At 42.0% G+C, this 21,452-nt stretch carries 15 protein-coding genes; 4 read left to right on the top strand and 11 right to left on the bottom strand.

What is annotated here, in order from left to right:
• Positions 1-144: 144 nt before the first annotated feature.
• The 3 genes from AAEY99_RS10420 to AAEY99_RS10410 form a co-directional block, all read right to left on the bottom strand.
• Positions 145-3,843, bottom strand: coding sequence for an SbcC/MukB-like Walker B domain-containing protein (locus AAEY99_RS10420; protein WP_351010422.1), 3,699 nt, complete (start codon positions 3,841-3,843; stop codon positions 145-147).
• Complete coding sequence (gene sbcD / locus AAEY99_RS10415; protein ID WP_351010420.1) at positions 3,843-5,171, bottom strand: exonuclease subunit SbcD; 1,329 nt, start codon at positions 5,169-5,171, stop codon at positions 3,843-3,845. The genes AAEY99_RS10420 and sbcD overlap by 1 nt, the downstream gene beginning before the upstream one ends.
• A gap of 136 nt (positions 5,172-5,307) precedes the next feature.
• Positions 5,308-6,069 carry a TSUP family transporter gene (locus AAEY99_RS10410; RefSeq protein WP_041413055.1) on the bottom strand — a complete coding sequence of 254 codons (762 nt, stop codon included), beginning with the start codon at positions 6,067-6,069 and terminating at the stop codon, positions 5,308-5,310.
• A gap of 297 nt (positions 6,070-6,366) precedes the next feature.
• Between AAEY99_RS10410 and AAEY99_RS10405 the strand changes: the two genes are divergently transcribed.
• Together AAEY99_RS10405 and AAEY99_RS10400 are read left to right on the top strand one after the other, a co-directional pair.
• Positions 6,367-7,044, top strand: coding sequence for an SDR family NAD(P)-dependent oxidoreductase (locus AAEY99_RS10405; protein ID WP_101088082.1), 678 nt, complete (start codon positions 6,367-6,369; stop codon positions 7,042-7,044).
• A gap of 401 nt (positions 7,045-7,445) precedes the next feature.
• A complete protein-coding gene (locus AAEY99_RS10400; RefSeq protein WP_101088078.1) occupies positions 7,446-7,649 on the top strand; it encodes a hypothetical protein in 204 nt (67 codons plus the stop codon).
• A gap of 108 nt (positions 7,650-7,757) precedes the next feature.
• Here AAEY99_RS10400 and AAEY99_RS10395 read toward each other — a convergent pair whose 3' ends face one another.
• The 8 genes from AAEY99_RS10395 to AAEY99_RS10360 form a co-directional block, all read right to left on the bottom strand.
• Positions 7,758-8,144, bottom strand: a complete 387-nt coding sequence (locus AAEY99_RS10395) for a ribonuclease E inhibitor RraB (RefSeq protein WP_162022792.1) — start codon at positions 8,142-8,144, stop codon at positions 7,758-7,760.
• A 10-nt stretch (positions 8,145-8,154) separates the two neighbouring features.
• Positions 8,155-8,388: an RNA-binding S4 domain-containing protein gene (locus tag AAEY99_RS10390; RefSeq protein WP_101088074.1), complete on the bottom strand. Its 234-nt coding sequence runs from the start codon at positions 8,386-8,388 to the stop codon at positions 8,155-8,157.
• Between the two features lie 50 nt (positions 8,389-8,438).
• Positions 8,439-9,245 (bottom strand): SDR family oxidoreductase, encoded by an 807-nt coding sequence (locus tag AAEY99_RS10385; RefSeq protein WP_351010418.1) that lies wholly within the window; start codon positions 9,243-9,245, stop codon positions 8,439-8,441.
• Between the two features lie 27 nt (positions 9,246-9,272).
• The gene (locus tag AAEY99_RS10380) at positions 9,273-10,475 is read right to left on the bottom strand and encodes a cyclic di-GMP phosphodiesterase (RefSeq protein ID WP_101088070.1); all 1,203 of its coding nucleotides are present in this window, start codon (positions 10,473-10,475) and stop codon (positions 9,273-9,275) included.
• 156 nt (positions 10,476-10,631) lie between these two features.
• Positions 10,632-11,153, bottom strand: coding sequence for a DUF2919 domain-containing protein (locus AAEY99_RS10375; protein WP_101088068.1), 522 nt, complete (start codon positions 11,151-11,153; stop codon positions 10,632-10,634).
• A gap of 54 nt (positions 11,154-11,207) precedes the next feature.
• Positions 11,208-13,220, bottom strand: a complete 2,013-nt coding sequence (gene ligA, locus AAEY99_RS10370) for an NAD-dependent DNA ligase LigA (protein ID WP_351010416.1) — start codon at positions 13,218-13,220, stop codon at positions 11,208-11,210.
• Positions 13,221-13,321: 101 nt separating this feature from the next.
• A complete protein-coding gene (gene zipA / locus AAEY99_RS10365; protein WP_351010414.1) occupies positions 13,322-14,386 on the bottom strand; it encodes a cell division protein ZipA in 1,065 nt (354 codons plus the stop codon).
• 21 nt (positions 14,387-14,407) lie between these two features.
• Positions 14,408-17,842: a chromosome segregation protein SMC gene (locus AAEY99_RS10360; protein WP_351010413.1), complete on the bottom strand. Its 3,435-nt coding sequence runs from the start codon at positions 17,840-17,842 to the stop codon at positions 14,408-14,410.
• A 160-nt stretch (positions 17,843-18,002) separates the two neighbouring features.
• On the opposite strand from AAEY99_RS10360, the gene cysZ reads away from it, so the two are divergent.
• Positions 18,003-18,776, top strand: a complete 774-nt coding sequence (gene cysZ, locus AAEY99_RS10355) for a sulfate transporter CysZ (RefSeq protein ID WP_101088060.1) — start codon at positions 18,003-18,005, stop codon at positions 18,774-18,776.
• 272 nt (positions 18,777-19,048) lie between these two features.
• On the top strand, positions 19,049-21,433 hold the full coding sequence (locus AAEY99_RS10350) for a carbohydrate binding family 9 domain-containing protein (RefSeq protein ID WP_351010450.1): 2,385 nt from the start codon (positions 19,049-19,051) through the stop codon (positions 21,431-21,433).
• Positions 21,434-21,452: the final 19 nt, after the last annotated feature.

Below are 21,452 nucleotides of genomic sequence, written 5' to 3'. Positions count from 1 at the left end.
CAGCTAAAAATACGGACTTTTGCACTCAAATTGCATATCAACGCTCTTTTATATCAAAAAATAATCATTTTACAAATATAAAATGATATTTAATTAATAATTAATTTGAACTCGATTACAGTAATCATGGGAGTTTGAGGCAGATCAAGACCCACTTACAGCAAACTCACCCTGCAATTTACTGATACCAAGACCGTTCATTTTAGTCACTTTTATCTGTACGTCGATCCGCTCTTTCATGGCTTCAATATGGCTAATGACACCAATCATTTTGCCCGAAGCATTTAAATTATCTAATGCGTCTAAAGCGGTATCTAATGTTTGGCTATCCAACGTACCAAAGCCTTCATCTAAAAACAGTGAGTCAATGCTCGTTTTATGACTAACAAGGTCAGATAATGCGAGCGCAAGGGCTAAGCTCACTAAAAAGCTTTCACCGCCCGACAAGGTTCTGGTGTCTCGCACTGCATCACCTTGCCAGGTATCGAGTACTTGTAGCTCTAAATCAACCGACTCTTTGCGTTCAAGTAAGTACCGGCCTTGCAAACGTTCTAGCTGCCTGTTCGCCAATGCCACTAAATGGTCTAAAGTAAGCCCTTGAGCAAACTTACGGAACTTATCGCCCTTTTGTGAGCCAATTAACGAATGCAGGTACGCAAGATCGTCGTAATCTTGTTGCATTTGAGCTTGTTCCGCTAACAGTTGCTGTTGCCCTGCCCGCTTATTGGTATCTTGCTCTAACTCATGACTTAAGCGCCACAGTGTTTGCTTGTCTTGTTGGTGCTTAGCTTCCATCGTTTGATATTGCAGCATTGTATCGCCGTGTTGAGTAATATCGTATCCGTGTTGCTCTGCCAGCTGCGCTAACTCCGTTTGTTTTGTTAAGGCTTGCTCAACTAACGTATTGGCTTTGACAATGTCGTTATCAAGTTGCAGTTTTAATTGCTGTAAGGTGTGACGCTCTTGTGGCGTCAATAAGGCTTGCTCAAATGATTGTTGATCTGCAAATGGACTTGATTGTAATGCCACTTGCCATTTTTCCTGCAACTGTTGTAACTCTTGAGTCGCCTTGGTTGTTTGCTGCGTTGTCGATTGCAGCTGTACTTGCAAACCAGCAAAATGTTTATCCGCCGCTTGCAGTTGTTGTTGAATTGAGACAAATACCTGCTGAGCTTGATCTACTGCGTGTTGGCTAAGCAGCTTTTCATCTTCAACCACTTTCTCTGCAAACACGACTTTACGCTTTGCGAGTACCGAATCGAGTTGCTCGTTAAGCGTAACTACTTGCTCAGTCACTTCCGCTAGCTTGGTTGCTATTTCAGTGGTGTGTAGATTGTTTGCGGTGAGTTTTTCTGCGGTGACACTGAGCTGCTGTTGGTTATCGATAGCCTGCTGCTGCGCTTCAATCCAACGCTCAAGTTGTTGTTGTAAATGATGCAGCCAAGTGTCGGCATCCTCAAGTCTCGGCGGCGTTAACCCTGTAGCAATAATGTGCGAATCCAGAGCGCTACTCAGTTGCTGCAGTTGCTTGTTAACAGATTCAATTTGCTGCTGCTGACTCACTAAACCTTGGGACAAATTATCGAGCTGCTGTTGCAATAACCCTTGCTGATTAATTAATACTGCCAACGCTTGTTCTGCTTGAGTAGCATTATGCTGATGTTGATGTAAGGTTTTTTGGCATTGATTAAGCTGGCTTATCGTTTGGGCAAGTTGCTGCTGTTTGGCTTCTGACTGGGCAATATAATCAGTTAGTTTATGTTGTTGCTCCTCATGTAATTCAAGCGTTACTGCAAGCACCTGAGTATGTTGTTGCCACTGTTGCTCAGTTAATTGTAATTCAGTTTGCGCTAGGCTCAATTGCTTGAGCGAATTGTCATGGTTAACTTGCAACGCCGTTTGTTGATTTTTAAGCTGCTCACCTTGCTGTTTAATCGCATCAAGTTCAATTTGTAGTTGCTGCATTCTTTGCTCGGTAACAGACACATTCAATGCTTCATAACGCTCAACTAACGGGTGCTCTGTCGAACCGCACAATGCACAAGGCTCACCGGCTTTAAGCTTGGCACGCTCTAAGGTTAAATTGGCTATTTGCTGTTCTTGCTGCAATATGGTTTGCAGATCTTTTACTTGCTGATTTTTTTCACTCCACTGGGTTCTTACCTGCGAAAGTGACAGCGCTAAAGCCTGTAAATCAGTGTTAAATTGCACCGATTGACTGCTTAATTGCTGGCATTGTTGCTGCTGACGCACATAGTGACTAAATAGCTGGGTTAACTGATAACGCCCAGCTTGCTGCTCGACCAGTTGTTGGTAGACATGATTAATCTGACTTTCGTCTTGGCCGGCCAATAATGCCGTTATTGCTTGCTGGCTGTCGGCTTGTTGAGCCAACGCTTGGGCGACCGTCGTTTTGGCAAGCTTAATTTGTGGCGAAAGTTCAGTTAACGTTGTTTGAGTTTGCTCGATATTGTGTTGTTGCTGAACTCGTTGAGTGTCAAGTTGGCTCAACTGCTGGTTTAATTGCAATACTTGGCTATATTGCGTCTGCCAAGCCGCAAACTTTTTGGCCACTTCTTGGCCTTGTGGCAAACTATCAAGTTGTTGCTGTATGTCTTGCTTTGCCGACGTGAGTTGCTGTTGCAACGCCATCAACTGTTGCTGTTGCTCAATCGTTTTGTGTTGTTGCTCAGCCGTTTGCTGATGGCTTAATCTGACCTGAGACAACTGATAGTTCAATTGGCTAATGTGTTGGTCTAACGGCAACACCTGTTTGTCGATAAGATTAAGCAAATCTTTGTGTGCTTGATTGGTTTTATCAACGCCTTGCTCAGCTTGCGTTTGCTTGTGGGTGTGCTGTTGCAGTGTTTGTTCAGCTACACCAACCTGTTCCGTTAACTGTTCAATCTGTTCCGATAATACTAGGGTGCTTAACTGGGCTTTTTGTTGCTGTTCAAATAGAGGCTGGATTTGCTGTGCTGGCTCACTATGTTCAAGTCGAGTTAGTTCATCGCTATGTTGCTGTACGCGAGACAGTGCTAGTTGCTGTTGAGCCTGAACGTTAACTAATGTCTGCTGCGATTGCTCAGTATTGTCCGCCCAGGTAATAAATTGGCTTAATTGAGCTAATTGCTGTTGATCGATCACAAGCGCCTGATTGAGTTGTTCAATCTGTAGTTGCTGCGCCACAACTTGTTGTTGATCAAATAACTCAACACTGCCAAGCTTAGCTTCAAGCACTTTTAGGTTAGTTTTGGCATCAGAAAAATGCTGATGCACTCGCGCTGAAATTAAGCTGTAAATTTCAGTACCCGTTAGCTCTTCCAATAGTTCTGCGCGCTCATTGGCTTCGGCATTTAAAAAAGCGGCAAACTGGCCTTGTGACAACATCATCGACTTAGTGAAACGAGCAAAGTCGAGTCCGGTGATTTCTTCAATTAATTCGGTTTTACGTTTTATCTGACTGGCAAGGATTTTACCGTCACTGAGTTTAGCCAATTCGACTTGCGCATCTTGTAAATTGCCATCGGCTTTGTCGCGCGAACGACGCTGACTCCAAAACGCTCGGTAAGCGACACCTTTAACTTCAAATTCAACTTCAGCTAAACATTCTGCAGTGCCACGAGTCATTAACTCGTTGGTGGTTTTAGAAATATTACTTAACCGTGGTGTACGATGGTAAAGCGCCAAACAAATCGCATCGAGAATGGTGGTTTTACCTGAGCCTGTAGGACCTGTAATAGCAAATAAACCGTTTTCAGCAAATGGCGATTGGGTGAAGTCGATTTTCCACTCATTTTTAAGTGAGTTAATATTTTTAAAGCGAAGGCTTAGAATTTTCATTATTGCTCACCCTCGGTAGCACTTTTTGTTGCAACGGCTTCTGTCGACGTTTCTTGTAACACATGGCTCGCAGCCGTTTCTTGACTGTTTCGCTCAGACTCCACTTCGGCATACACTTGGTTAAAGCGTTGCTTTATTCGTCCTAACTGTGCCTGTTGCGATTCACTCTCAAACTCTTCTTGCGACAAACGTCGCCCAAATACCTCGTCGACGCTGAGCTCAGATAAGGTTTCATTATCGAGCTGCTTAATGTGTTGCTGTCGTTGACTACGGGCACGCTTTAACTGCAATACTTCAACCGCTTTGTCTTGAGTCATGTCGGCAATGCGCGATTGCAAATCAGACAAATAATCTTGTTGTGACACCTCAATGCTCAACCAAGTCGTTTTTGCGGATTCTGCTTGCAAAGCAAATGCGCTTATCTGCTTCTCAATGCTATCTAAGTCGCCTTTTAACACCTGCATCGGCTGGAAAACTGGCACCATTAATGCTGTGATTTGAGATAATTTGGCATCACTAAATTCGACCAAAAACACCGATTTATTAGTGGCATTATCTGCCGCGAGTTCATCAAAACTTAACGCTATCGGTGAACCGCTGTAACGAATATGTTCAGATTTCGCCACCACTTGGGGGCGATGAATATGACCTAATGCAATGTAGTCTGCGGCAGGAAACAGCGCTGCATTAAAGGCATCTAAACTGCCAATATAGATATCACGCACGGATTCTGAAGTACTTGCACCCACTGTGGTTAAATGACCTGTCGCAATAATGGGTACTGGCGTAGTAAATGTATTATTGAGTTGTTCAGCTTGCTCAAAACAGCGCTGATACAACTCGCTAATGGCATCACCCAATTTACGTTGTTTATCAATTGATGACTCACCTGATTCACTTAGCACCACATCACGCGGGCGTAAAAAGGGTAAACCACATAAAATAGCACCCACTTCACCTTGGCGATTTTTGAGGATAAATACGTGCTCTTCAACATGCTCTAACGCACCTGGAATAACCACAGTATTTAGGCAAGCAAGGAGATTTTTAGATTCATTCAATGTCGACACAGAATCATGATTACCGCCCAATAAAATTAACTGGCAACCTGTTTGTTGAATTTGAACAATAAATTGATTGTATAGCGTACGGGCATAACTTGGCGGTGTGCCAGTATCGAAAATATCGCCCGCAACAATAAGCACATCAACTTGGTGGATGTTGATTTGCTCAAGTAACCACTGCATAAAGGCCTGGTGCTCAGCTGCGCGACTTTTACCATAAAAATATTGGCCAAGATGCCAATCTGATGTGTGAATAATGCGCATAACATCCCTTCAATAAAAACAAACACGTACACCACATAATGATGGCGTTAATAAACCCAAATTATCGCTACTATGATCACATGTACCGCGATCACATGTACTGCTATCACATGTACTGCTATCACATGTACTGCTATCACATGTATTGCGACCACAATAATTTGCCGCTCATGCCCAATGACATCACTACCACCAGAGGTTTAATGATTTTAACGCCTTTGGTCACCACTAAACGTGAACCTAACGTAGCACCAATTGCTTGGCCTACCAGCATAATTAATCCCAATACCACAGCGACTTGACCACCGATTAAAAAGAAAATTAACGACGCTATGTTAGTGGCAAAATTAAGTAGCTTTGCATGCGCGGTTGCCTTGGCCAAACCAAAACCAGCCAATGACACAAATGCTAAAGCAAAGAAACTTCCAGTACCGGGGCCAAAGAAACCATCATATAAACCAACGCCCAATGCGGCAGTAAAGGCAAATACACTTGGGGTGAGGACTTGTTGGCGATCTTGTTCACTTATTTTTTTAGAGAATAAAAAATAACAACCAATGGCCAAAATCAAAAATGGCAGCACCACTTCTAATAATTTAGCGTCGATCATTTGTACTAATATTGTGCCAATTGATGCACCAATAAAAGCGCATATCAACGACAGTTTGATACTGCGTAAATCAACCATCCCTTTACGTACAAAATATAAGCTCGCAAAAAAGCTGCCACCACATGCTTGCAGTTTATTGGTACCCAATGCTGCTGCTGGAGGTAACCCTGCCCACATTAATGCGGGAATGGTCAGTAAGCCTCCGCCACCAGCAATCGAGTCGATAAACCCCGCAACCAGAGCAACAAAAAATAAAATAACCGCGAGTTGGAGCGTGAGTTCAAGCATGGAGAGTCTCGTTATTAGGAATAGCGTGAAGTCGGCAGACATAATATAAGGCGTTATTAGACAATCTTTATCGTCAAAATACAAAGCGTTCTGTGTAATTTATTCAGCTTTACCCAACTAATTTCAGCTTGGGCTAATAAACACTGACCAAATAACGTATTACCCATTAATAAGCTTATATTGACTTAAACATCAGATTTGAAAATCGATTTGAGAAATGGATTACAACCGCTTTGCTGTTCACTTAGGCATTGTTATAGTAGTCGGCCTAGTAAATATTGAGCTGAAGGTTTTATTATGATTGTTATTACCGGCGCAAGTAGCGGCTTAGGTGCTGCACTAACACAACTGTATGCTGCAGAAAATCAACCGTTATTGGTGACAGGTCGCAGTGAGCAAAAATTAGCTGGTGTGATGGCTGGCCTAACTCAACCAGAGCAAGCTAACGTACAAACTCACACAGCAGACTTGTGTGTGGCCGAAGATGTCAGTGCATTATTTTCGCGTTTATCAGCGCCGCCAAGCAAGGTTATTCATTGTGCTGGCAGTGGTTATTTTGGCCCTATCGAACAACAAGCACCTGAAGCGATTAATCAGTTAATACACAACAATCTCACTTCAAGCATTCTAGTGCTGCGTGAACTTATTAGTCGCTATCGTGATCACAACGTTACTGTAGTAGTCGTGATGTCGACCGCAGCGCAAGCTGGCAAAGCAAATGAGTCGACTTACTGTGCCGTAAAATGGGCCATAAAGGGATTGGTAGAATCGTTACGATTAGAATTGAAAGGCAGCCCGATGAAATTGATTGCGGTATATCCAGGAGGAATGGCAACGGACTTTTGGCAAACCAGTGGCAAAGACATTAATACATCAAGCTTTATGACGGCAACAGAAGCCGCCACCATGCTCAAGCAAGCCTTAATAGCGACAGAACATGGATATGTCTCTGATATCACCATTAACCGAGGTTAATATTCCATAAATTAGTTAACCTAAAATAGAACGAACAGTTTATTATCTCATCCTAGTTGTTTGTGATTTTCTTGAGTTCGTTTTTTTCTTGAGTTTGAATTTATTTGGATAAAAACGGTTTGGTTGACCAGTACCAGCAATATATCCACCCAGCAGGGGCAAAAATGAGATTTAACACAAGAGCGTAAAAACCCACCAAGGGTAAATTTGTGGTTTTCCCCTTGGCAAATCTTAAGGTGAAGAACACCACAACTAAGGTTAAAACGAAAATAATTTGGCCAATCAATGTGCCATTTAACTCCATGATTACACCCTTTAACCATCAAACCCGTTATGCTGAAATAGCAACGACGCTAAGCTGATGATACATCTCATATTAGATTATTGATAAGGCTACTACAATGTGTAAAAAAATCATCGTAATACTGATATCGTTTAGCTTTATTCTATCTTTGTCCGCCTGTGCTGAATTAAAACAGACTGGCAAAGAAATCGGTCACACCACAAAAAAAGTGACCACAGCTATCGGTCACGGGACGCGCGATACCGTTAAAGCTATTGGACATGAAACCAAAGAAGTCATTAATGAGATAAAAGAAGACTAAACTACGTCGCTTTATATAATCAAAAAACCGTTAATGCTGGGCATTAACGGTTTTTGTTCAATTGAATAATTCAATCTATAGTGAAGACTATGTTAGTTGCTAGCAATGTTAGTGCTTACAATGCTCAGTGTGAACATGGTCATCATCTGCAAATTCATTATCGCTGGCTTGGTTTTGCATCACGCCCCAACCATCAGAAATACCGTCAAACTCTTTGGCAAAGTTATTTAACTCAGTTTCTTTAGCCACAAGCGTTGCGTATTCAGGTACCATTTGTAGGCAAACAATCACTTCCCACTTGGTGCTTTCTTCATCAAAGTTAAGCTCAAGCTCACCTTGGAGGTCTTTTTGGCTTAATGCTTCTAAGGCTGACTCGGCATCACGTTGATCGTCAAACACCAAGAAGAAATCTACTTCTATTGATTGAGTAAGGTCAATACCGGCATCTGCCATTGCAGCCAACATTTGGCCATTATCATCTTCTGGGAATTGCATTTATCAATCCTTACTGTGCAGGAACAATTTCAATTGTCGCGCCATTGAACGAAACGACATCGCCAACAACACACTTTTTACGTTTACGAGTATCAACTTCACCGTTGACGGTCACTTGACCTTCGGTAATGACATGCTTTGCTTCGCCACCACCGTTCACTAGACCGAGTACTTTGAGTACTTTGTACAGTTCTACGAATTCATCACCTTGAAGTAATGCAAACGCTTGAGTTTGAGTCGTCACAATAATCGCCTTTTAATCAAAATATTCTGTCTATTATAGCCTATGCCAGTTTAGCAAGCATCAAGCATTTTGAATGGATTATTAAACGCATATGTAAACCCTAACTGATGACAGATTAACTGCCCATCGATAGTTTTATTGGGTTGTTGTTGTTGATTAAATTCTGGCGCACTTAACCCAAGATGCTCAGCGGCAGCAACATAAAACTCACCACGAGTAGGATGAACGTTTGCAGCAAGATTATAAATAGCTAAAGTATCGTTGCGAGAAAGAATTAAGCTAACAGCAGCAACACAGTCATCTAAATGCACCAGATTAACCGCAACATTGGCGCCACTGACATCCGTTTTTCCGGCAAAAAAACGTCCGGGATGTCGCTTAGGTCCAACCAAGCCTGAAAATCGTACAATACAGCTATTTTTCATAGCTGAAAACATCGCTTCTGCTTGTAATAATGTACCACTGGGATCATTAAAAGCAGCAGCATCTTGTTCGGTTACAGTTTGCTCTAGCGAAGGATAAACCCCAGTCGTACTGATGAAAATAATTTTTTGATATTGGCGTTCACCCATCAAGTTTATTAACTGAGTTAAATAGCCAAGATAATCAGTTTCGCCTCGTCTAAGTCCCGGTGGTATGTTAATCACGATAGCGTCTGCATCGAATAAAGACGAGTTTTTTGCTTGGTTAGTCACATTGGCCAAATCTAACTGATAAGCATCAATACCGGCTTGCTGTAATTGGACTAAATCCTCAGGGTGACGTTTTGAAGCCTTTACCTTAATACCTTGCTTAACTAATTGTGTCGCGAGCGGCAAACCGAACCAACCACATCCGATAATAGTAACTGTATTCATGTATTCTCGATATTACGACGTTAAATTTTAATGATTGAAGTTATTGAAGTAAAAACTAATTGGACTATTGGCTTGCAATGTTTTAATGGCACCCTCAGATAATTCGTCTAATTTCATCACTTCTTGAACTTGAACATCTTCGTTAATTAAAAAACGAAAACTAGGTTCCCCCCCACTGAGGTTACATGACCACACATGTGGCTGTTTTACATCGGCAGTTGTCATCATCACCTTAGCGATGCTTTCGTCGGTTAAGCGCACTATAGTGCCTGGAGGATAAATACCTAATATTTTAACTAAAACCGAAATTAAATTATCACTGTGTTTACTGCTGTGAGTTTTAAATAAAATACCCAGTGCAACTTGTGGCGTCTGGTATTGATGTAACAGGGTTTCATAGTCATTGGCTAATGACACTATTTGGGTGGTGGGTAAAATTTTAGCTTCGGTCAGATTATTAGGAAAACCGCTACCATCAATAAACTCATGATGATGCAACACTATGTCTAACATGGCTTCAGGAAATAATCCGGTGCGGTTAAGCATCTCGTGGCCAAAGTTAGGGTGCATTTTTAAAAAGTTAATTTCATGGTCAGTTAACTCACCACGTTTTTTACGCCGGATTGCCTCTGGGACTTTTAACTTACCAATGTCATGAAACAAACTGCCTAATGCAATGTCACGAACCTCTTTTTTAGACAGTGATAATGTGTGGGCAATCATCATAGAGATCACCGCAACTGAAATACCATGTTGAGTAACACTAACATCTGTTTCGCCACTGCCCACGAGCGTTAAATGAGGGGTTTCACTTTCATATAAATGATCGACTAAATCTTCGACTAAGGTGGCAGCTTCACGATAAGCACCTTCAGGATCGCTGACTATTTTACCAAAAACGGTTCGACTATCGTTAACCGATTTTACAAAGCGCTGTTGGCTAACTCGCATACTTTTTTTAGCCAAAGGTCGATAATCAATTTCTTGTTCAACAACCTCTTCTGGTGGCTCAATTTCAACGGGCTCATCAACTTTAGGCAGCAAATCATGGCCATCAATCACGTAAACAAATGACACATCGAGACCTTTGATCATCTCTATTTGCACTTGTTGTTCAAGCTTTACTTTACTGCGAAAAAAAGGATGGCTTGTCCATGACAAAGGCAGCTTAACGGTTAACCCGATAACCATTTGCGAAACAGGTATTTGTGTTAATTCTGTTTTAGCCAAAGTACTGATCCTTTTTCACATTAGCCAAGTTATGGCCGAGATGATAATGTCATTTCTACGCTAACATTTTTGAAATAGAGCTATGTGTATCAAAGTCATACATTTTAATGTTTTTGGAAACCAATAAATAATAGTGTATTTATACCAAGTCGTACATTATTTCGTATCTGGCTTAATCTCATCATCAGATATGGTTTCGACTTGCACAGTACTATCATCAGGGGTCCAGTCGGTAAAATAGTAATATAGCCGCTTTGATTTGAAGACATATATAACTGACCAAAACAGAAAAAGTGCATCAATCGAATAGCCAATTTTAAACAAATAGTCATCGTGCATCATACGTTGGAACAAAAATAGTCCATCAATAATGAGTAATCCCCACAAAAACCAAGCACTACGTCTAAACAAAGGTATTAATATCGGCCAGCTGCGTTTACGCTCGGCAATAATAAGTCCATAAATCAGTATCGCCCCGACACCAGCAATTAGCGCCGATACAAAATCGCTTTTTTCAGGATAAAATAACCTTACTAAACCAGCACGGTCATTAAACTGGGTTAAGGATGCAATAAAAATACACCAGCCACGGGCTAAAAAGACCAAAATCAAATACAAAAATAATGGCGGTTTTATATGACCACGATCATCTAACCAAGTAATATTACTAAAATTCACAATAAACTCTTATCGGCATGCACCAGCATAAATAAAGCAATACTAGTTTTCATGTTAGTTAGCCGCATTTAATAAATCCATCAGAGCTTGTTCATCTATCACCTTAACGCCCAACTCTTCAGCTTTTGCTAATTTAGAGCCAGCTGCTTCACCAGCAACAAGGCAATCAGTATTTTTCGAAACACTGCCAGCCACTTTGGCGCCCAAAGCCTGTAATTGGGCTTTGGCATCGTTACGATTAAGTTGAGTTAGCGTACCAGTTAACACCCACGTTTGCCCTTTAAGACTAAGCTGCGATTCGTCAGCTTGTTCAATAACAGGCCAAGTAATGCCGGCTTCAAGCAATTGCTCTATTACTTCAATGTTATGTGGCTGTGCAAAAAATTGTCGAATGTGTTTTGCTACAATGTCACCAACATCAGCGACTTCGAGCAGTTGTTCAACGCTAGCAGTTCGAATACGCTCAAATTCGGCAAAGTGTTGGGCTAAATTAGCGGCGGTAGCTTCGCCGACTTCGCGGATCCCAAGACTATATAAAAAACGCGCCAATGTAGTGGCTTTAGCGTGTTTAATCGCCGCGACAATATTTGTGGCTGACTTCATCGCCATGCGATCTAACATCGTGATGCTAGAAGCGGTCAGGGAAAACAAGTCTGCTGGCGTTTTGACCAGTTCTTTATCAATTAATTGCTCAACGATTTTATCGCCCATGCCATCAATATTTAATGCTTTACGGGATGCAAAATGTTTAATCGCCTCTTTACGTTGCGCTTCACAAAAAAGTCCACCACTACAACGCGCTACAGCTTCACCTTCTAAACGCTCAACAATGCTTTGACACACCGGACAATGTTGCGGAAAGATAATATCTTGCGCATCAACTGGACGCTGTTCTGGCACGATAGCAACAATTTGTGGGATAACATCACCTGCGCGGCGAATAATCACTGTGTCGCCTATTTTCACCCCAAGACGGGCAATTTCATCAGCATTGTGCAAGGTAGCATTAGACACGGTCACGCCACCGACAAATATCGGTTTGAGACGGGCAACAGGGGTAACAGCACCCGTTCGGCCAACCTGAAAGTCAACCGACTCTAACAAGGTCATTTCTTCCTGGGCTGGAAATTTATAGGCGATGGCCCATCGAGGGGCTTTAGCGACAAAACCAAGAGTTTGCTGCTTAGCAATGTCATTGACCTTTATGACGACGCCGTCGATTTCATATTCGAGCGCACTGCGTCTGGCCATAATATCAGCGTAATATGCATAGACTTTTTCTAATGAGTCAGTCACTTTCACTTCGCTACTAACGGGAATACCCCATTGTTGCAGCTGTGTTAGTTGGCCATAGTGGCTTGTTTGCATCGGTTGTGACTCGCCTTCGACCACACCTAATGCATAAGCATAAAACCCAAGAGCCCTTGAAGCGGTAATTTTACTGTCTAATTGGCGCAAACTACCGGCTGCAGCGTTACGAGGATTAACAAAGACTTTGTCACCTTTGCTGATTTGACGCTGGTTTAATGCCTCAAATGCCGCTTTAGGCATAAACACTTCGCCACGGACTTCAACTAAATCTGGAAATCCTTCACCGCGTAACTTAAGAGGAATTGAACGAATAGTGCGTACATTTGCAGTAATATCTTCGCCAACGCTACCATCACCTCGCGTTGCGGCGCGTTCAAGAACGCCAAAACGATAAGTAATACTCACGGCCAAACCGTCGAGTTTAGGTTCGCAAACATAATCAACGCTATCGACTTTATCCGTTATACGCTTATTAAAAGCAGCGAAATCAGTTTGTTCAAATGCATTGTCGAGACTTAACATCGGTTTAAGGTGGGTAATTTGAGCAAATTTTTGTAATGCTATACCACCGACGCGTTGTGTCGGTGAATCTACCGATTTAAATTGCGGATAGTCACGTTCTAACTCAGTTAAGCGCTTAATTAATCTGTCGTATTCAGCATCGGGTATTGACGGAGCATCATCAACGTAATAACGAATATTATGTTGGTTAATGGTGTGAGTAAGTTGATCCATTTCAGTTTGAATAGCGTGCATTGTGGCATCCGTCATACAGGTTGTAACCGTGATTTACTTGATAAAGTGTAAAGGTATAAAACAATTAAGGCCGCTGCTGCGGCCTTAATAAAAACATCAACCTACGCCGCATTGAGTCGTCGTAAATAATCTTTTTTGGTTGCATCTGACCAAGGTTGGCGTTGTCCATCCAATAATTCAGCACCAAGATCCTCGGCAATTTGATAAGCCGAGTTCAGCATAATGGTGAAGTTCATCAATGGATCGCCATAGCCAGGTAAGGTCATAAACAACACCACACCTTGGGTGACAAATTGTTCCATATTATCCGGGTCAAATATCCCAGGCTTTAACATGTTAGCGAGTGAAAATAGCACTTTGCCAGTACCAGCATTGTCGATGTGGCGATGAAAAATATCCATATCACCAAATTTGAAATTGAGCGACAACAAACTTGGCAATAATTCTGCGCCTTGGATTTGCTCGCCTGCTTTAGCAACAATGTGCAGTACTAATACATCGGTCGGCTCTACAGGTTCATTTACTGGAGCATCCGCTTTAGGGGTAATAACCTCAGATTTAACCTCTACTTCGGCTTTAACCGCTACTTCAGGGCTAACATCCACTTTTGGCACCGCGGCTTGTACCGTTGGCTTAGTGGGTTCTGGTCTGGCGGCGACAGGTTTACCTGTGTAACTTTCTAATTTGGCTGTACTGGTTGAAGTATTGAATATCTTTTTAGGGGTATTCATTGACGTACTTGCCGTAGGAGCAGGTTTAACATCGTCTTCAACAAATAAGCTTTGTTGCGCAGGCTGTACTACTTTAGGTTGGATATGTTCTGGCTCAGTTTGGTGCGGACCAGGCTGACGCAGTGAGTCTTGTAAAGGCGTATCGGTGAGCTTAGTTGCACCTGAGTGTGATTTTTGACTTAAATTGGTCTTTAATACAGGCTTAATGACTACATCTTCAACCTCACCGGGTTTACGTACACGCACTTTGCCAATGCCATCGGCATCAAAACCTTCAGAGTCTCGACGTTTAGCTTGGTCTTTATAAAATCCTGCCATCGGACTTTGTTTCATAGATTTAGGTTGTTGTTTGCGAATCGACCAAAAACCGTGCACTAACACCGCAATAATTGCGATCGCGCCTAATACGAACAACACCAGTTGTAGATCTTTCATTAGATTCCCTGTCTTGCAAATTTATACCGCGTCTGCCATGGCGACGGCGGCTTCAATGTCCACTGCGACTATTCTTGAAACGCCAGGTTCATGCATAGTAACGCCAATAAGTTGATCAGCCATTTCCATTGTTATTTTATTATGACTGATATAAATAAATTGCACACTTTGTGACATTTCTTTCAGTAACCGACAAAAACGTTCGACGTTGGCGTCATCCAAAGGTGCATCTACTTCATCTAGCATACAAAAAGGTGCTGGATTCAGTCTAAAAATGGCAAAGACTAATGATAAAGCGGTTAACGCTTTTTCTCCACCACTAAGTAAATGTATGGTGCTATTCTTCTTACCTGGCGGTTGCGCCATAATAGTAACACCCGTTTCAAGCAGGTCATCACCGGTTAATGCCAAATAAGCTCTTCCCCCACCAAAAACTTTAGGAAATAGCAGCCCTAAATCATGGTTTACCGTTTCGAATGTGGCTTTAAAACGGCTTCGGGTTTCTTTATCTATCTTACGGATAGCGTCTTCTAAAATCGCTAATCCTTTATTTAGGTCGTCATCTTGACTGTCTAAATAAGCTTTTCGTTCTCGTTGCGATTCAAATTCTTCAATGGCTGCAAGGTTGATAGCACCTAAACGTATAATGTTCTGTTTTACTTTTTCAAGCTGTTGCGACCAAACATCAACAGATGCATGTTCAGGTATGTCGGCAATGACCTGTTGTAGCTGAATTTGCTGTTCTTGCAGCAATTGCAGCTGCCCATTCGCCTGCCCTTTTAAGCCCTCACGACGTAACTTTAACGTGCTTATCTTTTGAGTCAAGTCTTGTAACACTACAAGCTGTTGTTTTTGCATCAATACTAAACGGTCTAAACTGGTTTGAAGCTCTGCTTGTTGAGACCGATTTTGCTGTAATTGCTGCTGTAATGCTTGTTGCTGCTCGAGTGCTTGCGCCAGTTGTATTGATAATTGACTTAAATCATGTTGACCTTGTTGTTGCTGATTGTCGAGCAACATTTGTTGTAACTGAGTCAATTGACTGACTAATTCTGTCTGTTTTTCATGTTGTTGCTTTAATTTTTGTTCACTCAATGCTTGCTGGGTAGCATGTTGTTGCACTTGTGCTTGCAGCTGTTTAACGCTATTTGCAGCATCGGTGCGAGTAACTTTGGTTTCACGCAATTTAGCTTGGCTTGTTTGCCAAGATTGTTGAGCAACATCGTGTTGGTTCATCGCTTGCAACAATGCATCTTCTTGCGTCAGCACTTGTTCTTCAAGGGCATCGACATGCATTTGTTTATCACCCATTTGCTGTTCAAGCTTGGCGATTGATTGGCTGCATTGCTGTTGTTTATCGCGTTTCTCAACGGCTTGTTGAGTTAAACTTGTCACCAAAGAGTGCAGTTTTGTCTGCTCTATTTGCAACTGATGACAAGCCTGTTGGCATTGATTCAGCTCTACCTGAGTGGTCGCAGCCCGTTGAGTTAACGATGTCAGAGATTGCTGAGACAATAGCTGTTGTTGCTCAAGTTCTATTAATTGCTGGCTTAAGCTTGTTCGCTCTTGGCTCAGTACAATAGCGGATTGCCCTGCCTGAGTATGATTGAGCACAAAACCATTGCCTATCAAGTAACCTTCTTGAGTGGCAATATATTGCTCAGGAAGCAATGTTGGTAATAACTCCTTTGCTTCACTGAGACTGGACGCCCACACAACATGTTGTAACCATGGCGTTAAATTAACTGGGGTTGTTAAAGCAGGATACGTCACTTGATGCTGTGGTTCAAAACCCACTGTAGGCGGAGAAACGCTCAATGAAGATGTTTGCCCCAACCCTAGAACAGGTAATTGACTTAAGCCTTGTAACACTTTATCGACCGCTTTCTCCCAGCCAGGCACAACCTCAATAACTTGCCATAATTGTTGGCCATCATCTTGAGTATGATCGGCCAGTAACTCATCAATAAATTGCAATCGAGAATGATGACGAGTGACAGTTTGCTTAAGGGTTTGATAAGCATCACTCGATTCAGTGACGGCTTGTTGCTGCTCAAGTAAGGAAAGCTCAAGTTGACTGTACTGCAGCTGTTTATCATTTAGTTGTTGTTCAACATTAGCTAATTCTGCCGTGCTGTTTTGCAACTGCTGTTGGTTGTCTTGCTGAGCTAAAACAGCTAACTCTGTTTGTAATTGAGCTAAGTACTGTTCGTTTTGAACCAAACTTTGCTGTTGATGGCTGAGCGTCGATTGGCTCAGTGCCAACTGCATTTTATGAGTCGCTAAGATTTCAGCATATTGGGTTACTTGTTGCTGCTGATCATCACACGCTTCTTCGATAGCAAAAACTTGCTCATCGATTTGCTCAAGCACAATACTCGCCTGTTCATAAGCGGGTTGGTGAGTATCCAATTGCGCAACCAATTGCTGATGAGTATCGGTCATGCTGACAATATTATCGTCAGCTTGTTTGATTTGCTGTTGTAATACTTGAATTTGTTGCTGTAACTGAGAGTCTTGCTGTTGCTGATGAGCAAGCTGTTGCTCAAGCTTGGTCATGGTATTACCGGCTTGGTAATATTGCTCTACCAGCTTATGTTCAGCATCACTGAGCTCAGCCAATTGCTGTTTCAGCTGAATAACACTGGTGTCGCCCTGTTGTGCGGTTTTGGCTAACGCTTCAGATTTAAGCTCACCTTCGGCCGTTTCGGCATCAAGTCTGTCTGTTTGCTGCAACAATTGCTGATAGCGCATCACTAATAGTTGGCTATGCAACTCTCGTTCGCTATTTTTTAATTCGCGGTACTGCAGAGCAGCTTTTGCTTGTTGCGATAATTTGTCTAATTGAGCACCGAGTTCAACTCGAATATCGTTTAAACGTTCGAGGTTTTCACGGGTATGACGAATACGATTTTCGGTTTCACGGCGACGTTCTTTATAACGCGAAATGCCTGCAGCTTCTTCAATAAACACTCTTAATTCTTGAGGTTTAGATTCGATTAAGCGTGAAATAGTACCTTGCTCGATAATGGCATAACTACGCGGCCCAAGACCCGTACCCATGAATAAGTCGGTTATGTCTTTTCGACGACATTTTTGACCATTAAGGAAATAACTTGATTCACTGTCGCGGTTAACTTGTCGCTTTACCGAGATTTCTTGATAACTGGCATATTGTCCAGTGAGCCTTCCCTGAATGTTCTCGAATACCAGTTCGACACCCGCAACAGAAATGGGTTTGCGTGCCGATGAGCCGTTAAAAATAACGTCGGTCATCGAATCACCGCGCAAATGCTTTGCTGAACTTTCGCCCAGCACCCAGCGCACGGCATCGATCACATTGGATTTACCGCAGCCGTTAGGGCCAATAATCGCTGATAAGGCGTTATCAAATGGGATTTTAGTTGGGTCTACAAACGACTTAAATCCAGCAAGTTTTATTTGTTTTAATCTCATGTTGCCAGTTCAGGTACGCATTAAAAGGAAAAAGCAGCTCACTTTAGCAATTGAGCAGCTTTTTGTAACGATTTTTATCCTTTTGACACAGTTTATCACTTGTTTTATTGTGCTTGGCTCGTCAAAATCAACAATATAAGTCACAAAATAGGCAGTCTCAATGGTTACCAATTCAATAATCGCCAAGAAAAGTGGTGTGAATTATTTTATCCAAGGGTTTCAATTAATTAAACAACCGGGTTTGCGCTCATTTGTCTTTATACCGCTGATGATCAATTTAGTCTTATTCGCCTCAGCGATGTATTTTGCACTAGGACAATTAACAGCATTATTTACCTGGATGGATGGACAACTCCCAGAATATCTAAGCTGGTTGAATTTTTTATTATGGCCATTAGCCGTACTGACAATGCTAGTGGTAATGTCATTTTTATTCAGTTCCGTAATGAACTGGATTGCAGCGCCGTTTAATGGTTTGTTGGCCGAAAAAGTCGAGCAGCATCTCACCGGAAAAAGCTTAAACACCGGCGGTTCAGTCGATATGATCAAAGATTTGCCGCGAATTTTTGGTCGAGAATGGATTAAGCTAAAATACTATTTACCACGAGCATTATTGTTTTTAGTGTTATTTTGGTTGCCGATTATCGGCCAAACTGCGGCACCCATTTTATGGTTTTTATTCACTGCGTGGATGATGGCAATTCAATATTGTGACTATCCATTTGATAATCATAAAGTGCCTTTTGATGATATGAAGTTCGCCCTCAAAAATACTAAAGGATCTAGTTTTAGCTTCGGTGCTACCGTGACAGTGTTTTCAATGATACCGATTGTAAACTTCATCGTTATGCCGGTAGCCATTTGTGGTGCAACCGCTATGTGGGTCGATAAATATCGTGACGCCTACAAAAATAGCAGTATTGCCCCAGATTAATCTGTAGAGAATTAATGCTTAGATGCATGAATGCTTAGATGCTTAGATGTATGGATGCTCCAACAGTAGACCAGCTTAGATTGCAGCGCCTCAAGACAAGCCCGATAGCGACTATCGGGCTTTTTTATTACATTCACGCAAGCTAATTTAACATTAAGTAACAATTTAGTGATGATTTTAGTACAAGTCGGACCTACGTTTTAAGGACTTTTTTGCGACAATAAGACAAATAACAAAAAATAAAAAATAGAGTAAAAGTGATCAACGACTTAATGCCAACTAGCAGCTTACCCCCAATCAACCGATTAACCCGCACCTGTGACGTTATATTCACGTTAGCATTGGTAATATTAAGCAGTTTATTATCTTTTGCTGCGTTTGCGGGGTCGAGCCAGCAATTTCATCTCGACATCCCGACCATCAATGAAGATATTGAGCTTGATGGCGACTTTAACGAGCCTACATGGCAACATGCTACCGAGGTAATACTGCGTTATGAAACCTCTCCTGGAGAGAATACCGCTGCACCAGTGACAACCACAGCTAAAGTCTATGCGTCGAACACCAGCCTATATTTCGCGTTTACTGCTCACGATCCTAATCCGGACAATATTAGGGCAAATCTACGTGATCGAGACAAATCCTGGGGCGATGACATGGTGGGTATTAAACTGGATACCTTCAATAATGCTCGTTTAGCCTACCAATTTTTTATTAACCCTTATGGCGTCCAAAGTGATTCCATAGAAAATGAACTCACAGGCCAAGAAAGTGATGCGTGGGACGGGATTTGGTATAGCAAAGGTAAACTGACCAAAAACGGTTTCCAAGTTGAGGTACAACTCCCCTTAAGACTGTTTAATTTTGATGACAGTAATCCAATTCAAACTTGGGGCATTGAGCTTATTCGCTTTTATCCTCGCAATGAAACCCATCGCTTATCCACTCATAAAATCGACCGTAACGTGTCATGTCAGTTATGCCAATTAGGTATCGCATCGGGTTTAGCCGGCGCAACTCAGGGTAAAGACTTACAACTCACGCCCTCTATTGTGGCAAATCAAAGCCAGCAACGAGACGTAACACAAGCCCAACCTTGGAGCGATGACAGTAATGTCGATATTGGATTAGATTTACGTTGGGGGATCACACCGACTACCTTACTTAACGCCACCATTAACCCAGACTTCTCTCAAGTGGAAGCCGATGCGGGTCAGCTAGATGTTAACAACACATTTGCACTCTTCTTTCCGGAAAAGCGCGCCTTTTTCTTAGATAACAAAGATTACTTTGATACCCAATTAGATTTGCTACACACCCGCAATATTAGCTCGCCAGATTATGGTTTAAAATTGACCAGTAAAACCGACAACCACACTGTTGCAATATTGGCGGCCAATGACACTCAAACCCAGTTTTTAGTTCCAGGCAATTTAAGTTCTGATGTGGCGATATTAGATCAGCAAAGTCATAACATGGCGGCTCGTTATCGATTTGACCCCAGCAGAGAGTTTTCAATCGGTGGCCTAGTGACCTTAAAACAAGCGGATGATTATCATAACTATGTTGCCAGTGTTGATATCAAGTACCAACCGACGAAACAAGATACTTTTACCGCACAATATGCGCATTCACAAACAGCTTATCCGGACGATTTATTCACTAACTTTTGCAATACGGATGATTGTTTACAACCATCTGAACGATGTGAATTTGGTGATTGTAATATTAACGAACGCGTTTTACGCACCCATAAAGACGATAATTTTAACGACAACATGTACGCGGTTAGTTATCAACACGAACGCCGTAATTGGTATGCCAGTACTCACTACGAATCTACAGGCGATGACTTTCGTGCCGATCTTGGCTTTATCGACAAAATTGATGTCGCAAAATTTGTCGCTGGCGGTGGCTACATTTGGTATCCAGATAATCATTTCTTCAGCAAAATCAACCTCGGCGGCGATTGGGACATTACTCATAATCAAAACAACGAACGACTCGAGCAAGAAACAGAAATGTATATCGAGTTTGACGGCGGACTTCAAAGTTTTATCGCCACAGGGATAGTGCAACGACAACGAGTGGGCAGACGCCACAACCCGAGCATTATTAATATAGAGAATAACACTAGTGAATTTAATGAAACCTTAGGTTGGTTTTACACCAACTTCACTCCTATTGGATCGCTGAAATTAGAACTAGATGTGAACTATGGAGATGACATTGATTTCGCTAATGACAGGCCTGCAACTATCACTATGTTGAATCCGGGTATCGAATGGAAATTAACGGAATCGTTAGTGCTTGATATATCACACCGCTACCAGACATTAGACGTCGATGATGGTCGTTTATTTACCGCTAATCTCAGTGATATGCGCCTCAATTGGCAGCTGACGCTAAACAGTTTTATCCGCTTAAGCAGTGTGTATACTCGCATAGAGCGCGACCCTGACTTATATCGTTACCAACGTCCAAATACACTGTATCAAGATATGGGTAATGAATTGCTCTATGGCTATAAACTTAACCCCCAAAGCGTGTTTTATCTCGGTTATTCAGACGCATTTATTGCTAATGATGACATCGACTCGTTAACCCAAGACGAAAAAACCTATTTCATGAAACTCAGTTACGCTTGGCTGCTTTAGGCATAACCAATAGGTTTAC

The sequence above is a fragment of the Shewanella sp. S1-58-MNA-CIBAN-0166 genome (assembly GCF_040310085.1).
Lineage (GTDB): Bacteria > Pseudomonadota > Gammaproteobacteria > Enterobacterales > Shewanellaceae > Shewanella.
The sequence above is the reverse complement of the archived record's forward strand: the minus strand, read 5'-3'. Positions and strand labels throughout refer to the sequence as shown.

Bases quoted from the DNA above. Each gene is read 5' to 3' on its own strand.
- AAEY99_RS10420 (WP_351010422.1), bottom strand. From the start codon at position 3,843: ATGAAAATTCTAAGCCTTCGCTTTAAAAATATTAACTCACTTAAAAAT.
- sbcD (WP_351010420.1), bottom strand. From the start codon at position 5,171: ATGCGCATTATTCACACATCAGATTGGCATCTTGGCCAATATTTTTAT.
- AAEY99_RS10410 (WP_041413055.1), bottom strand. From the start codon at position 6,069: ATGCTTGAACTCACGCTCCAACTCGCGGTTATTTTATTTTTTGTTGCT.
- AAEY99_RS10405 (WP_101088082.1), top strand. From the start codon at position 6,367: ATGATTGTTATTACCGGCGCAAGTAGCGGCTTAGGTGCTGCACTAACA.
- AAEY99_RS10400 (WP_101088078.1), top strand. From the start codon at position 7,446: ATGTGTAAAAAAATCATCGTAATACTGATATCGTTTAGCTTTATTCTA.
- AAEY99_RS10395 (WP_162022792.1), bottom strand. From the start codon at position 8,144: ATGCAATTCCCAGAAGATGATAATGGCCAAATGTTGGCTGCAATGGCA.
- AAEY99_RS10385 (WP_351010418.1), bottom strand. From the start codon at position 9,245: ATGAATACAGTTACTATTATCGGATGTGGTTGGTTCGGTTTGCCGCTC.
- ligA (WP_351010416.1), bottom strand. From the start codon at position 13,220: ATGCACGCTATTCAAACTGAAATGGATCAACTTACTCACACCATTAAC.
- zipA (WP_351010414.1), bottom strand. From the start codon at position 14,386: ATGAAAGATCTACAACTGGTGTTGTTCGTATTAGGCGCGATCGCAATT.
- AAEY99_RS10360 (WP_351010413.1), bottom strand. From the start codon at position 17,842: ATGAGATTAAAACAAATAAAACTTGCTGGATTTAAGTCGTTTGTAGAC.
- cysZ (WP_101088060.1), top strand. From the start codon at position 18,003: ATGGTTACCAATTCAATAATCGCCAAGAAAAGTGGTGTGAATTATTTT.
- AAEY99_RS10350 (WP_351010450.1), top strand. From the start codon at position 19,049: ATGCCAACTAGCAGCTTACCCCCAATCAACCGATTAACCCGCACCTGT.